Annotated in this window: 15 protein-coding genes; 5 read left to right on the forward strand and 10 right to left on the reverse strand. The window is 68.5% G+C overall.

The features are described from left to right. Positions 1-473: 473 nt before the first annotated feature. The 3 genes from IPK27_03660 (at position 474) to IPK27_03670 (ending at position 3,945) form a co-directional block, all read left to right on the forward strand. Complete coding sequence (locus IPK27_03660) at positions 474-2,201, forward strand: glutamine--tRNA ligase/YqeY domain fusion protein (protein ID MBK8066734.1); 1,728 nt, start codon at positions 474-476, stop codon at positions 2,199-2,201. 164 nt (positions 2,202-2,365) lie between these two features. Continuing rightward, positions 2,366-2,926, forward strand: coding sequence for a nucleoside deaminase (locus IPK27_03665; GenBank protein ID MBK8066735.1), 561 nt, complete (start codon positions 2,366-2,368; stop codon positions 2,924-2,926). An 11-nt stretch (positions 2,927-2,937) separates the two neighbouring features. After that, positions 2,938-3,945, forward strand: a complete 1,008-nt coding sequence (locus IPK27_03670) for an SRPBCC family protein (protein ID MBK8066736.1) — start codon at positions 2,938-2,940, stop codon at positions 3,943-3,945. 272 nt (positions 3,946-4,217) lie between these two features. On the opposite strand, the gene IPK27_03675 is transcribed toward IPK27_03670, so the two are convergent. Together IPK27_03675 and IPK27_03680 are read right to left on the reverse strand one after the other, a co-directional pair. Continuing rightward, positions 4,218-4,832: a mitochondrial fission ELM1 family protein gene (locus IPK27_03675; GenBank protein ID MBK8066737.1), complete on the reverse strand. Its 615-nt coding sequence runs from the start codon at positions 4,830-4,832 to the stop codon at positions 4,218-4,220. Beyond that, positions 4,790-5,164, reverse strand: coding sequence for a mitochondrial fission ELM1 family protein (locus IPK27_03680; GenBank protein MBK8066738.1), 375 nt, complete (start codon positions 5,162-5,164; stop codon positions 4,790-4,792). The genes IPK27_03675 and IPK27_03680 overlap by 43 nt, the downstream gene beginning before the upstream one ends. A gap of 74 nt (positions 5,165-5,238) precedes the next feature. Between IPK27_03680 and IPK27_03685 the strand changes: the two genes are divergently transcribed. Continuing rightward, a complete protein-coding gene (locus IPK27_03685; GenBank protein ID MBK8066739.1) occupies positions 5,239-5,826 on the forward strand; it encodes a malonic semialdehyde reductase in 588 nt (195 codons plus the stop codon). A gap of 502 nt (positions 5,827-6,328) precedes the next feature. Here IPK27_03685 and pspF read toward each other — a convergent pair. The 8 genes from pspF to IPK27_03725 all read right to left on the reverse strand — a co-directional run bounded on the left by pspF (position 6,329) and on the right by IPK27_03725 (position 14,383). Continuing rightward, complete coding sequence (gene pspF / locus IPK27_03690) at positions 6,329-7,393, reverse strand: phage shock protein operon transcriptional activator (protein ID MBK8066740.1); 1,065 nt, start codon at positions 7,391-7,393, stop codon at positions 6,329-6,331. A 32-nt stretch (positions 7,394-7,425) separates the two neighbouring features. Next, positions 7,426-7,824 (reverse strand): acyl-CoA thioesterase, encoded by a 399-nt coding sequence (locus IPK27_03695; protein MBK8066741.1) that lies wholly within the window; start codon positions 7,822-7,824, stop codon positions 7,426-7,428. A gap of 222 nt (positions 7,825-8,046) precedes the next feature. After that, complete coding sequence (locus tag IPK27_03700; GenBank protein ID MBK8066742.1) at positions 8,047-8,991, reverse strand: lysophospholipid acyltransferase family protein; 945 nt, start codon at positions 8,989-8,991, stop codon at positions 8,047-8,049. Then, positions 8,963-9,730 (reverse strand): glycosyltransferase family 2 protein, encoded by a 768-nt coding sequence (locus tag IPK27_03705; protein ID MBK8066743.1) that lies wholly within the window; start codon positions 9,728-9,730, stop codon positions 8,963-8,965. The genes IPK27_03700 and IPK27_03705 overlap by 29 nt, the downstream gene beginning before the upstream one ends. Next, positions 9,715-10,971, reverse strand: coding sequence for an O-antigen ligase family protein (locus IPK27_03710; protein ID MBK8066744.1), 1,257 nt, complete (start codon positions 10,969-10,971; stop codon positions 9,715-9,717). The genes IPK27_03705 and IPK27_03710 overlap by 16 nt, the downstream gene beginning before the upstream one ends. Further along, entirely contained in the window at positions 10,968-12,041 is a 1,074-nt protein-coding gene (locus tag IPK27_03715) for a glycosyltransferase (GenBank protein MBK8066745.1), read from the reverse strand. The genes IPK27_03710 and IPK27_03715 overlap by 4 nt, the downstream gene beginning before the upstream one ends. Before the next feature lie 147 nt (positions 12,042-12,188). Then, complete coding sequence (locus tag IPK27_03720; GenBank protein MBK8066746.1) at positions 12,189-12,413, reverse strand: zinc-finger domain-containing protein; 225 nt, start codon at positions 12,411-12,413, stop codon at positions 12,189-12,191. A gap of 194 nt (positions 12,414-12,607) precedes the next feature. Further along, entirely contained in the window at positions 12,608-14,383 is a 1,776-nt protein-coding gene (locus IPK27_03725) for a DUF4397 domain-containing protein (GenBank protein ID MBK8066747.1), read from the reverse strand. A 295-nt stretch (positions 14,384-14,678) separates the two neighbouring features. Here IPK27_03725 and IPK27_03730 point away from each other — a divergent pair, with 295 nt between their 5' ends. Next, entirely contained in the window at positions 14,679-14,873 is a 195-nt protein-coding gene (locus IPK27_03730) for a hypothetical protein (protein MBK8066748.1), read from the forward strand. Positions 14,874-14,946 lie beyond the last annotated feature (73 nt).

The raw sequence follows: 14,946 nt of genomic DNA on the forward strand, positions 1-14,946 counted from the left end.
AAGCTCCATCCGAATTGCTTTTCTCTGCGTCTTTGCGCCTCGGATTCTGGGTTCTCCGGACCGGTTGAACGCGCCGCGCGTCAAAAAGGCAGGACGCAGAGAACGCAGAGGAAAAGCAGAGAGAGCGCCGAGGAGGCACCTGGGAACGCCGGCGTCCTCGCCGGCAGTCGCGCGCAGAGGCCGGTTAAACGCGGAGACGCAGAGAACGCTGAGAAGAGCAAGAGACTCAACAAGGTTTTGCTTTGAGTCTCTGCGGCTCCGTCCGGATCAGATGCGGAGACGCAGAGGGCGCAGAGATCAGAACCGCCATCAGGCAATGCTTTTCTCTCCTGCTTCTCTCCGCGTCCTCTGCGTCTCCGCGCAAAACTGCTTGAACGGAGCGACCCCTCCGCGTCACCGCGTTCAACTGCTTGAACGGAGCGAGCCAAAGCGAGGCTAGAATCGCGGGCTTTGCCTTGCGCCCTGCCGCCGCCATGACCACCGAGATACCTGTCGCCAACCACTTCATCCGCCAGATGATCCGCGAGGACGTCGCACGCGGCCTGCATGGCGGGCGTGTGGCCACGCGCTTTCCGCCGGAGCCGAATGGCTACCTGCACCTGGGCCACGCCAAGAGCATCTGCCTGAACTTCGGCATGGCGGCCGAAAACGGCGGCGTGTGCAACCTGCGCTTCGACGACACCAACCCGGTCAAGGAAGACCTGGAGTACGTCGAGGCGATCCAGCAGGACGTGCGCTGGCTGGGTTTCGAGTGGAACCGGTTGCTGCACGCCTCGGACTATTTCGAAGTCTTCTACCTGTGCGGTGAGAAACTGATCCGCAAGGGCTTGGCCTACGTCTGCGATCTGTCCGCGGACGAGGTGCGCGAGTACCGCGGCACGCTGACCTCGCCGGGCCGCAACAGCCCGTTCCGCGATCGCAGCGTCGACGAGAACCTCGACCTGTTCCGACGCATGCGTGCCGGCGAGTTTGCCGATGGCTCGCGCACGCTGCGCGCGAAGATCGACATGGCCAGCCCGAACATCAACCTGCGCGATCCGGCGCTGTACCGCATCCGCAAGGTCAGCCACCAGAACACCGGCGACGCGTGGTGCATCTACCCGATGTACGACTACGCGCACTGCATCTCCGACGCGGTCGAGGGCATCACGCACTCGCTGTGCACGCTGGAGTTCGAGGACCACCGGCCGCTGTACGACTGGTGCCTGGACCAGCTGGACCTGGTCGGCGATCCCAGCCTGACCGACCCGCTGCGCGCCAAGGGCCTCGACATGCAGGCCTCGCGCCCGCAGCAGACCGAGTTCGCGCGCGGCAACCTCGATTACACCGTGATGAGCAAGCGCAAGCTGATCGCGCTGGTGCAGGACGCCATCGTCGACGGCTGGGACGACCCGCGCATGCCCACGCTGTCCGGCGCGCGCCGCCGCGGCTTCCCGCCGGCGGCGATCCGCAACTTCTGGGAGCGCCTGGGCTACAGCAAGCAGAACGCGACCATCGAATACAGCGTGCTCGAAGGCTGCGTGCGCGAGGTGCTGGACGCCAGCGCGCCGCGCCGGATGGGCGTGATCGATCCGCTCAAGCTGGTCATCACCAACCTGCCGGCCGATCACGTCGAGCAGCTGGTGTTCTCCAACCACCCGAAGGACGAGAGCTTCGGCACCCGCGAGGTGCCGTTCTCGCCGGTGTTGTGGATCGAGCGCGAGGACTTCATGGAAGTGCCGGTCAAGGGCTTCCACCGGCTGCAGCCGGGCGGCGAAGTGCGCCTGCGCGGGGTCGGCATCGTGCGCTGCAACGAGCTGGTCAAGGACGCCGCGGGCAACGTGGCCGAACTGCACTGCACCCTCGATCCCGACACCCGCTCCGGCCTGCCCGGCGCCGACCGCAAGGTCAAGGGCACCATCCACTGGGTCTCCGCCACCCACGCCGTCGCCGCCGAGGTGCGCCTGTACGACCGCCTGTTCAGCGTGCCCAACCCGGACGACGACGAAGGCGGCAAGACCTACCGCGACCACCTGAACCCCGATTCCAAGCGCGTGGTCCAGGCCTGGCTCGAACCCTCGCTGGCAGGCGCGGAACCGGAAGCACGCTTCCAGCTGGAACGTCTGGGATACTTCGTCGCCGACCGCCGCGAGCACGGCGCCGGCCGTGTGGTGTTCAATCGCACGGTGACGCTGCGGGATTCTTACGCCAAACAGAAGTAACCGGTTGTGGGTTCTGGGTTCTGGGTTGTGGGCAGCCGAGCGGGTCTCCGCCAGGCTGGCTCACACGGCTCTTGCCGCCCACAACCTACAACTCACAACCCACAACCAGTCCCCGCCAGATTCGGCACCCGTGACGGCAAACTCGAACCTCCCGAGGCCCCATGATCCTCCCCGTCCAGATCCACCTGACCCTGCCCGCGTGGACCCAGCATGTGGTCGACATGTCGCGGCTCTACACCACGCCCGAGGAGCAGGTGCTGCTGGCGATCGAGTTGTCGCGGATGAATGTCGAGCAGAGCAGCGGGGGACCGTTCGGCGCCGCGGTGTTCACCGACGAGGGCCGGCTGATCAGCATCGGGGTCAACCGTGTGATCCAGCAGAGCTGCTCGGTGGCGCACGCTGAGACCATGGCCTACATGACCGCGCAGCAGCGGCTGCAGGTGTTCCGCCTGAATGCCATCGGCCGCAAGATCACCCTGGCGACGAGTTCGCAGCCCTGCTGCCAGTGTTTCGGCGCCACCGTGTGGGCGGGTATCGACCGCTTGCTGATCGGCGCGCGCAGCGAGGACGTGGAATCGCTGACCGGCTTCGACGAGGGCCCGCTGCCGGCCGACTGGGTGGGCGAGTTGAATCGCCGTGGCATCGAGGTGCAGCGCGACATCTGCCGCGATGCCGCGCGCGAGGCGCTCAAGCGCTATCGTGAACTGGAAGGCCAGGTCTACTGAGGGAGGCAGCCATGGTGTGGTTGAAGCGGATCGCGATCGGACTCGTTTCGCTGGTGGTGCTGCTGGCGCTGGTCGGACTGCTGCTGCCGTCCAAGACCCACGTGGAGCGTTCGGTCCTGATCGAGCGTCCGATCAGCCTGGTGCACCCGCTACTGAACTCGTTCAAGCGTTTCAACGAGTGGTCGCCGTGGGCCGCCGCCGATCCCAACGCTGAGTACGTCTTCAGCGGCGGCGACAGCGGCGTCGGCGCAAAGATGGCGTGGAAGGGCGATGAATCGGTCGGCCAGGGCAGCCAGACGATCACCGCCAGCGAGCCGGGGCGCATCGCGGTGGACCTGGACTTCGGCGAAATGGGCATCGCCAAGGCCGAATACCGCCTGGCGGCCGAAGGCAAGGGCACGCGCGTGACCTGGGCCTTCGAAACCGATGCCGGCTACGACGTGCTCAACCGCTGGTTCGGGCTGCTGATGGACCGTTTCATCGGCGCCGACTACGAGCGCGGCCTGGCCAAGCTGCAGGAACTGGCCATGACCCTGCCGGACGTGGACATCGCCGGCGCCAACATCGCGATCGTCGAGCGCGCGGCGCAGCCGATCCTGTACGTCACCGCATCGAGCACCACCGATCCCGCCGCCATCGCGCAGGCCTACGGCAACGCCTACGGCCTGATCGGCGCGCAGATGGGCAAGGCCGGGTTGGAGCAGGCCGGCGCGCCGATGGGCATCGACAACTACTACGACGAACGCGGCTACAGCTTCGACGCTGCGATCCCGGTCGCGCGCACCGACGTGGAGCTGGAAGCCCCGGTGCAGGCGGGCACCAGCTACGCCGGCCGCGCCGTGCGCGTGCGCCACACCGGCGCGTACACCGGCCTCAACGACGCCGAGGCCAAGGGCAAGGCCTACATCGCGGTGCATGGGCTGAAGTCCAAGGACCGCACCCTTTTTGAGTTCGTCAGCGACCCCGGCAACACGCCGGAAGCCGAACTGATCAGCGACATCTACTTGCCGATCGAGTAGGGACAAGCGCCGGAGAGCCGCGTTGCGGTAGGCCGGTGTAGCGCGCAGCGCTTCACCGGCAGGCGGGTCACGCCCTCACCGAGCACGGTCGATGTCGATGAAGTAAAAGACAGTTTGTTCGCTAAGGACGCAAAGGACGCAAAGGAGAGCCAAATCCTTTGACGGAGATGCGGGCAAATGAGAATGCCGCGCAAGCCAAATCTGCTCTTGCCTTCTTTGCGTCCTTTGCGTCCTTTGCGGACAAAAACTCCCGGCAAGGGTGCGCGGCAGGTTTACAACCTGGCCCGAACCAGCGGCACGATCCGCGCCAGTTCCCGCAGCGGCGGATAGCGCCATTCGGCCGGCTCGGCGCCCAGCAGCCGCAGCCGCCCGGCAGCGACCTGCGCCTGATGGAAGCGGCCGAGCTTGCCGGTGGGCATGCCTTCGCACAGCGTGTACACCGGTTTGCCGGTCGCCAGCGCCTCGCTCTGCATGTTCACCGAATCGGCGGTGACGACGATCCGATCCGCCCAGGCGAGCGCGCCGCGGTAGGGGTTGTCGCCGTCGCCTGGGTCGAACCAGCGCAACTGCGCATCAGCGAACAGCACGCGCAGCTTCCGGCGCCAGGCGGCCGGCGTGCGCCGCGAGCCGATCACCCACAGGCTGCCACCCTCGCGCGCGCGCCAGCGCGCCAGCGCGGCGGCCGCCCGCTCGAAGCTGGCCGGGACCAGATCCACACCACGCCGTTGACCGCCCACCAGCAGCAGCGTCCGCGGCCCGGGCTGCCGCCCAAGTGCCGGGCAGAGATTGCGCTGCTGCGCCAGCCAGGCGTCGTCGATCGCATGCAAGGAGCCCTCGATGGCGATCACATTCGCCCCCGACAGGCGGTCGTGCGCGGGCACGACCACCGCGTCGAAGCGCGCCGGCTCACCCGCGGGTCGAGGATCTGCACGGTGCGCGTGCGCCCGCCGCTGGCGCGCTTGAGGGACAGCAGCGCTGCGGCGCCGATGCGCCCGCAGCCCACCGCGATCTCCGGCCACGGCTCATCCAGGTGCGGCATCCAGGCACCGGGCGCCAGCACCGGCGCGAACTGCGGCACCAGCGCCGAGTACGGCCACCGCGCGCGCAGCCTCCAGATACGCGGCAGCTCGCTGCTCAGCGCGCCCGCCAGCGCCAGCGCCTGCAGCTCATTGCCGGCGGCGCCGTCGCTGACCACCGCTATCGAGGGAGCGAGTTCCATCGGTCCGACGTGCTCACATGCGCTTGCGCCTGGGCGCCTATGATGGCGGCTTTCCCCTCGCGGAGGTTCTTCCGATGGCACTCGATGACGCGGCGCTGGCCACCCTGTTCGCCGATGCGCACACCTACACCCGCTGGCAGGATCGTCCGATCGACGATGCGCTGCTGCACAAGCTCTACGACACGCTGAAGTGGGCGCCGACCGGCGCCAACTCGCAGGCCGGCCGCTTCGTCTTCGTCAAGTCGCCGGAGGCCAGGGAGCGCCTGAAGCCGGCGCTGGACGAGGGCAATGTGCGCAAGGCGATGACCGCCGGCGCCACCGTCATCGTCGCCGCCGACTTCGAGTTCTACGAGCACCTGAACCGCTTGTACCCGGTCGCCTCCGATCCGCGCAGCTGGTTCGCCGGCAACCCCGCGGCGATCGAATTCGCCGGCACGCGCGATGCCACCCTGCAGGGCGCCTACCTGATCCTCGCCGCGCGCGCGCTCGGCCTGGACTGCGGCCCGATGGGCGGCTTCAACCGCGCGAAGGTGGACGCCGAATTCTTCGCCGGCACCGCATACAAGTCGATCTTCCTGGTCAACCTGGGCTACGGCGCGGCCGATGGCCACTACCCGCGCAACCCGCGCTTCGAGTTCGACGAGGCGTGCAAGATCGTCTGAGCTCCGTTCAAATGGTTAAACGCGGAGACGCAGAGGACGCGGAGAGGAGCCGGCGAGAAGGGCGGGATGCGACGCGGATGAAGCGCAACGCCTGCCTGCGCCTCCTCTGCTTTTCTCAGCGCCCTCCGCGTCTCCGCGTTTAACCCGCCCGGAAATGATCGCGGGCAGAGCCCGCTCCCACAGGGAGCTGCGCTGGTGATGCTCCTGTGAGTTCCGGTCGCCCCTGCCAGTGCACTTGTTCGCGCATCGAACCGTGACTCTCGCAAGATCGCGGACTGTGTTTTTGGACGCAAAGGACGCAAAGGACGCGAAGAAGATCAAACGCGATACCGCGCGGGGATAGCCCCGGCACTGCTGTCTTTGCGTCCATTGCGTCCCTTTGTGTACTCAATCACAGGGGCGTCCCTCGGCGCAGGCGGAAAATGCAGGAAATTCAACATTGTGGCGCATTTTCGGTGGGAGCGGCTTCAGCCGCGAGCTCCTGCTCGCGGTTCCTCAGTCCTCACCCTTCGTCCTCACCATTCTCGTCCCCCGCGCCCACCAGCTTGTACTTGCGCAGGTAGCCGCGCAGCTGGTGGTAGCTGAGCTGCAGCAATTCGGCGGCCTTGCGCTGGTTGAAGCGCGCTTGCTGCATCGCCGCCTGCAGCCATTCGATTTCGATGCGCTCGATCTCGGCGCGGAAATCGACCGGGAGCCGCGGACCGCTGGTGACGGCAGGCGCGGGCAACGTGGGGGGCGCCGCGGGCGGCGCGTCGACAGCCATACGCTGTGCCCGTGGACGCCACGGCGAATCGAAGGGATCGAAGGGGATGTCGTCGATCTCCGCCTCGACATCGTCCATGCGGTAGACCGCGCGCTCGACCACATTGCGCAGCTCGCGCACATTGCCGGGCCAGGGGTGTTCCATCAGCTGCTGCTGGGCGCGCTGCGAGAATCCGGGGAACAAATCGCGCCGCAGCTCCTGGCTCATGCGCGTGGCGAAGTGTTCAGCCAGTGGCAGGATGTCCTCGGGCCGCGCGCGCAGCGGCGGCAGGGTAATCACGTCGAAGGCCAGGCGGTCGAGCAGATCCTCGCGGAAGCGCCCGGCGCGCGCCTCGGCCGGCAGGTCCAGGTTGGTCGCAGCGATCAGGCGCACATTGGTGCGGATGGTCTCGCGCCCGCCGACGCGCTCGAACTCGCCGTACTCGATCACGCGCAGGACTTTCTCCTGCACCCGCGCCGAGGCATTCGCCAACTCGTCGAGGAACAGGCTGCCCTCGTGGGCGATCTCGAAACGCCCGAAGTGGCGCTTGGTCGCGCCGGTGAACGAGCCGGCCTCGTGGCCGAAGAGTTCGGTCTCCAGCAGCGTCTCGGCGAGCGTCGCGCAATTCATCTTGACGAAGGGCCGGTCCCAGCGCCGCGACAGGTAGTGCAGGCGCGCGGCGACCAGTTCCTTGCCGGTGCCGCGCTCGCCGATCACCAGCACCGGCCGGTCCAGGGGCGCCGCGCGCGACACCTGCTCCATCACGCCGACGAAGGACGGCGCCGAGCCGAGCAGCGACAGGTCGTTGTTGTCCGCAGGAGACATCTATGCGTCCGTGAAGGGATTGCGTCGGGATTCTAGTCGGCCGATCCGGCAATCCGGCGCACGACTTCCGGCAGGGGCACCGGCCGCCCGTCGCGCGGGCTGACCCACACGACGACGGTATGGCCGTCCGCATACAGCACATCCTCATCGCCCGCAGACGTGATCCGGTGCGAGACCGTCAGACTGCTGTTGCCGACGCGCTCGGCCAACAGCCGGATCCGCAGCGTCTCCGGATACTGGATCGGCCGGCGGAAGTTCACCGTCGCCGCGGCCAGGATCGGCTCCCCGTCAGGTGTGCGCCAGGGCTCCGGCAGGCTGTCGAACCACTCGATCCGCGCCTGCTCCAGGAAAGTCAGGAACACCGAGTTGTTGACGTGGTTGTAGGCGTCCAGGTCGCGCCAGCGGAGGGGGATGACGGTTTGGATCAGCATTCGGGGTTCCGGTGGTGTGGTCGGTTTGAGTCTGGTTGTGGGTTGTGGGTTGTGGGTTGTGGGCAGCAAAGCTGGCAAGCCGCGGGCCTGTGGGAGCCGACTCCGTCGGCGATCTCTCCAGCGGCCGCCGGAAAAGATCGCGGCTGAAGCCGCTCCCACCGTGGATCGGTGCCACGCCGCTCTTGCCGCCCACAACCCACAACTCACAACCCACAACCGGACTCACTGCCGATGCCGGGCCTTGAGCAGGTCCTCCGCGTACGCCACCGGAGACCCATCCGGCCTGGTCTTGAACCGCCGATGCGCCCACAGGTACTGCTCGGGCGTCTTGCGAACTTCGGCTTCGAGCAGGGCGATGATGCGCGCGGTGTCGGTGACCGGGTCTGCGCTCGGAAACTGGGTGAGCGGCGGATCGATGCGCAAACGGTACCCGTAGCCGGACGGATGCCGCGTGATCCACACGCACAGCACGGGCGCGCGCGACAGGCGGGCGATGCGGCTGGTCATGGTCAGGGTGGCGGCGGGCTGGCCGAAGAAGGGCACGAAGGCCATGTGCAGGTTGAAGTTCTGGTCCGGTGCGTAGCCCACCGGGTGGCCTTCGCGCAGCGAGCGCAGCAGCTCGCCGAGACCCTTCTTTTCCAGCGTGCGCCCGCAGAAGGCGCGGCGGCCCTGGTCGATCACCGCTTCCACGGCCGGATCATTGTTGCGCCGGACCATCTGGTGCATCGGCCGGCCGAGCGCCTCGCTGAGCAGCCGGCCGCCGAGCTCGATCATGGTGAAGTGGCTGTACAGGCAGAGCGCGCCCTTGCCGCCCTCCAGCGCGCGCTGGAGGTGCTCCAGGCCCTCCACCTCGACGATCCCCGCGGTCACTCGCGGCGGCGCGAACCACGCCATGCTGGTCTCGAACAGGCTGACCGCAGTACAACGCAGGTTGCGCGCCGCCAGGCGGGCCTGCGCGCGCGCGTCGAGCTCGGGGAAGCACAGCGCGATATTGGCAGCGACGATCGCGCCGCGCTTGCCGGCGGCCCAGGCGATCGGCCACGAGAGCAGCTGCGCGATGCGCATCTGCCAACGGTAGGGCAGCCGCGCCAGCAGGCGCGCCAGGCCGAACAGCGCACGCCAGGCTGGACGCAGGCGCTCAATCGCGATGGCGGCGTCGGACTTCATGCACCTTGGCGTACTTCAGGAACACGTAGAAGGCGCCCACCGCGCTCTGGATGAATCCGGCCCAGCCGTCGAGGAACTGGCGTTTGAACAGATACTGGCGCAGGAAGAACCACGGCGGGTAGAGCAACATGCGCAGGCCGACCAAAACCACGCCGCGTTCCAGCTTGTCCTGCACCAGGCCGCTGGAATAGGCATTGATCTTGGCCACCTTGGTGTGGATGTCCGGCTCGCCGTCGTGGTTGAAGGCGGCCTTCAGCGTCGCAGTGGGACCGTCGACCTCCGGCGCCGCGTGCACGGTCGATGCGCTCATGCGGAAGCGCGTGCGGTCGACCAGCCGCAGGAATGTGTTCAGCCGCGCCAGGGCGTGCTGGTACTGCCAGAAGATCTGCTCGCGCCGCGGGATCCGCCAGCCGGCCAGCGCTGGCGCGCCGGCGCCGATCGACTGCATCAGCGCGATGATCTCGCGCTGGCAGTCCTCAGGCAGCCATTCGTCTGCATCCAGCAGCAGCACGTAGCGATGCGTGGCTTGCTCGATCGCCCATTGCTTCTGCGGGCCATAGCCGGCGAAGGGCTTGTGCAGGATGCGGCAGCCGTGCGCAGCGGCGATTTTCAGGGTGTCGTCCGTGCTGCCGGAATCGACCAGCAGGCGCTCGTCGGCGAAGGCCACGCTCCCAAGGCAGCGCGCCAGCGTCGCCGCGTTGTTCAAGGTGGTCACCACCACGCTCAGCGGCTCGCGCATGCGACCTCCCTCAGGCGCGACTGGGCGCAGGCCAGCGCAATGAGCCAGGCCAGCACCAGCCCCATGAAACTCGAATAGAACGCGAGGTGAGTATTCAGCGGGAAGACCAGCGCCCCCAGCGCGATCCACGGCGCCTGGGTCGCCGCATCCGCGGCGCCGCGGCGCGACTCGCGCCACAGCACCCAGGCCGCGCCCAGCCACAGCAGCAGTCCCGCAAGGCCGGTCTCGGTCAGCAGTTCGAGGAAGAGCTGGTGCGCATGCGCGGCGCCAGTGCCGGCCACCGGATCCACCCAGGGATCGCCGGGCGTGGCATAAGCGGGATAAGCATGCCGGAAGCCGCGCACGCCGACGCCGTTGACCGGATGCGCCAGCGCCATGCGCGAGGCCGTCTGCCAGATCGGCACGCGACCGGCCAGCGCGACATCGGCCTGGCCCTCGCCGAAGGCCAGCGTGCGGTCGACCCGGGCACGGAAGCTGTCCGACGCCTGGTAGCCGACCGCCCCCGCGAGCGCGCCGCACAGCAGCGCCAAACCCAGCCACAGGGCGAACAGCCGACGCGACCCGCCGGCCAGGCGCCAGGCCAGCAGCGCACTGACCCAGGCATAGCTGACCCAGCCGGCACGCGAACCCGCGAGCAGCACGACGACCAGCACTGCGATCCAGACCAGCGCCAGCAGCCAGCGCCGCGCACCCAGCAGCGGCCACAGCAGCAGCGGCGACAGCGCCGGCAGCAGCGGGCCGAGCTTGAGGTCGTCGGCGCCGAAGATGCCGCTCAGGCGATCGGCATCGAGACTGCCGCCGAGCGAGATGCCGGTCGCAGCCTGCAGCAGCGCATCGATCACCCACAGTGCCAGTGGCAGCGCTGCCACCCACAGCAACCGGCGCGAAAGCAATGACGGCGCGGCGCCGGCGGCCAGCGCCAGCTCCAGCAGCCCAAGCACACCAAGTCCAAAAGCCAGCAGACGCAGCGCCGCCGCCGCGGTGACCCAGGTCTTGTCCGGCGCCAGCGCATCCGGCGCCGACAGCAGCGCCGCGAGCGTGTAGGCGCCGAGTGCCAGCCCCAGCGCGTGCGCGGACCGCGCCCGCAACCACGGCCCGCGGTAGCGTAGCGTCAGCCACACGCCAGCCAGCGCGCCCAGCAGCACCGGCAGTTCGGCGGCGCGCGAGAACGGCAGCAGCAGCGGCACGGCCAGCAACAGGCCCGCCAGCCATGCTCCGGCAACAGGCCGCGCCGCGCTCACCGCTGCAGGACGCTGCTGGAATCCGGGGCCTTGCCGTTGATCAACTCATCGTAGACCGACAGCGTCCGGCGCTGCATGTCCGCCACCTTGGGCACCCGCCCGGTGTCCACCGGTGGTGGCGACTTGAGCAGGGCGATTGCCCGCGCCGCCGCCGCATCCAGGTCACGCGGGGGAACCAGGCCAGCCGGGTAGAGTTCGCGCAACAGTTCGCCGACGCCACCGTGGTCATAGCCGAGCACCGGACGGCCTATGCATAGCGCTTCGGCCACCACCCGCCCGAAGCTCTCGGGACGGGTCGACAGCTGCAGGATCAGGTCGCTGTGGGCGTAGACCTCGCGCACGTCGCCGCGCGAGGCGCTGAACGCGACATAGGGGAACACCCCGTGCTCGCGCGCGACCTGTCGCAGTTCCGACAGATAGCCCTGGCGGCGACCCTCGACGACCCCGAGCAGCAACAGCCTTGCATCCACCCCCGCCTGGCGCACGCGGGCCAGGATGCCGATCGCATCCGCATGGCCCTTGAGGCGGGTGCCGCGGCCCGGCAAGGTCAGCAGGCACCCGCCCTTGAGGCCGGGATACTCGTCGCCGAAAGTCCGGATCCACTCCGGCGTGGCCTTCAGGCGCGGCGGAAACTCGGCGGGGTCCGCGCCACGTGGGATTATCCGTATGCGCGACGGGTCCAGGCTGGGGTAGTTCTCGAGCAGGAAGTCCGCGGTCGCGCGCGACACGGCGATGACGCGATCGCCCCAGGTCATGATCCTGCTGTATCCGGAGACCGAGTTCAGGCCGTGCACCGTGGTCACCACCTTGGGCCGCGGGTGCATGCCGATCAGGGCGAAGCGCAGCAGCCAGGCCGGCAGGCGCGAGCGCGCATGGACCACGTCCGGCCGCAGCTTGCGCAAATGCTTGCGCAGCTTGAGCCAGGCCGACACCAGCCCAAGCGACTTGCTGCCGATCGCCAGCTTGATGTGCTCGCTGCCCTCGGCCCTGAGCCGCGTGACCCAGCGACCGCCGCCGCAGATGACGATCGACCGGTGGTGTGCCGCGACCAGCGCACGGGCGACTTCCATCGTCGAGCGCTCGGCGCCGCCCGGCGCCAGTTCCGGTATCAGCTGCACCACGGTCCAGCCGCGGCGGAAGGGCTGCAGTGGACTAGCCGGCACGCGGCGCCCCCGCCGTCGCGCGCATGCGCCCGGTTTTGCCCATGGCCGGACGCATCAGTGCCCGCGACCAGCGCCGCCCTTGAGGGTGTAGTACGCGCCGCAGTACGGACACTGGCTGGTACCCTCGGTCTCGACCGGCAGGTAGACGCGTGGGTGCGAGTTCCACAGGTGCATGCCCGGCATCGGGCATGACAGCGGCAGGTCGCCCGCCGTCACCTCGTAGCGGTTGTCGGCGTTAGGCTGGATCAGCTTGGCCTGGCTGGGGTCTGGGCGGGACATCGGGAATCTCGCGGATGCAGGATCGCGCGAGTCTAGCCCGGATGTTTCGTCAGGGCACGCTGGCACCTTGCCAGCGCAACCGGGTTCATCACCCGCGTGGCCCGGAGTGCGCACACCACGCCTTCTCCGGGCACTTGCCGCAAGTACCCGGAGAGCCGCTGCGCGGCACTCCGGGCTACGCTCAAGCCTGAGTCTCAATTGCCCAGGGTGCAGCCGGGCTTCGCCACCAGGCTGGTGATCGGCACCGTGGCGGAAGTGAAGCTGCCGATCTGGTAGCGCAGCTCCGCCTGGGTGCAGCTGAGGAAACGGATGGTGAGCGTGCCGACGTCGCGCGTCACCACCGGGGCTGGCTGGCCGAACAGCCCCCCCTGGCTCTCGTAGATCGACAGCGTCACCTCGCGGTTGTCGAAGGCACCCGGCAACAGGCAGCTGGTGGCGCCCGGCGCCGAGCGGCAGGAATCCAGCGTGTACCAGAGGTGGCGGCCACTGCCATCGGCGCTGTAGGTGTACCAGGCGCCGATCAAGCGGTTCTGCGACGGCAGCGCATGGAAGCTCCAGCCCTGCCCGTTCAGCGCCGGGTTGAACCAGATGCCGTCGACGCTGGTATCGACATTCGCCTCCAGCGCCACGTTGCCGAGCGGCACCGCAACAATGCCGAGCGGCTGGCGCACGCCGTCACCCACCGCGTAGGCGGTCGCGATGGCACCGGCCGGCAGGTTCAGCGCCGCCAGGTCGATCAGGTTGGTGTTGCCGTCGGGCGTGGCGACCTTGAGGTCCAGGCTGCCGGTGGCCAGTTCCAGGTAGCCGCTGGCGGCACCGTAGGGAACGCTGGACAGGCCGGCGACGACATCGCCGCCGTCGGTGCGGATCGACACCGCGGTGGCCTCGGGCGTGGCCGCGAAAGGCGCGGTGTGCGCCACGCGCAGCGCGTAGCGGCCGGCCGGCGGCGCGCTGGCGCGGTCCTCGAACTGCTGCAGCGCCAGCGGCTGCTCCGCACCGTTGCCGACGGCCGCCAGGGTGTAGCGCTTGTTGCCGTCCAGCTCCACCGTGCCGGTGATCGCGGCGCTTGCCGAACCCTGCGGGAACACTTGGATCTCGTAGGCGCCCTGGGCCAGATCCAGCTCCGGCGTGAAGTCGCGGAAGCGGAAGTTGTTCAGCACCTCGGCGCCATCCACGGTCACGCGCACCGCGGTGCCGTCCAGGCTGGCCGCGAAGGGCGCGAAGTGCGCCACGCGGACCTTGACCGGGCCGATGGCGAAGGTAGGCAGCGGATTGCTGGGCGCAGCGCCGGCGGCGATCCCCGTGATGCCGGTCGCGTAGCCGTTGGCACCGCCGGTGGCGACCAGGGTCAGGATGCCGCCTGCCGCCAGCGATACCGGCTTGGGATCGATCAGCGTGGTGCCACCGTCCGGCGTGGCGATCTTCAGGTCATAGCGGGCTGCCGGCAGGCTGAGGTAGCCGCTGGCGCCGCGGAAAGGGACGCGCGCCAGGCCGCCGACCACCGCGCCGGTCTTGTCGCGCACCGAGACCTCGGTGGCGGCCAGGGTGTTGGCGAACGGCGCCGCATGGACTACGCGCACCTTGACCTGGCCGGCCGCCGGCGCGCTGTTGTCGTCCACCAGCGGCAGCAACGCGAGCGGCTGGTTGCCACCATCGCCCACTGCGAGCACGGTGTAGTCGGTGTTGTTGGCCAGGTCCAGCGCCGCGCTGATCGCCACGGTATTGGTGCCCGTCGGGAGCACGTCGACGGTGTAGCGGCCCGCCGGCCCCAGCGTCAGGTACTCGGTAAACTGGCCGAACACCACGTTCTGCAGCGCGACCTGACCGTTCACCCGGATCGATACCGAGGTGCCTTGCAGCGACGGTGCGAAGGGCGCGAAATGACCGACGGTGACGCGGGCGTTGGCATGCGCATCGCCGGAAAAGGCGGCCAGCGCCAGCAGACCCGCAAGTGCAGACTTGGCGTACATGGAAGGACTCCTGCTGAGAGAGGAAGCGGCGCTCCCCAGAGCACCGCACGACTGCCGGAAGGCAGCGTGGTGCCAGCATGGATAAAGCCCCATCAAGGCAAGATGCATTTTGTATCAATCACTTGTCGTCGTTTCGTCCGCGCGCCGTGCACGCCGGATGCAGGCCGCGTGAGGACGTGCTGGCCCGGAGCCAAGAGACACAACGAGCGTTCAACGCAAAGGGCGCAAAGGACGCAAAGAAGAGCGGGGTGCAGGAGACCGGTCACAACCCAGGCAGTGCAGTTAGCGCTTTCCTTTGCGTCCTTTCTTCTCCTTTGCGTCCTTTGCGTTCCACGAACTGGCGCTGACGCTGCAGGTCCTTGGCGAGCACGCGGCGGCGCGGGAGCTACTCGCCAGCGTGCTGGAGCAGCGTGAACGCCTGCTCGGCGCTGCCAGTCCGCTCGCCGAACAAAGCCGCCGCGAGCTGGCTGCGCTGTCGCCGGGCAGTTGAGCCCGCGGCGGCTGCCGGATTTCTCCATCGTTTTCCGTTGCACCCGGAATCGCGCCGCACCTCGCGGCAGAGG

This window comes from Rhodanobacteraceae bacterium (genome assembly GCA_016713135.1).
Taxonomy (GTDB): Bacteria; Pseudomonadota; Gammaproteobacteria; order Xanthomonadales; family SZUA-5; genus JADKFD01.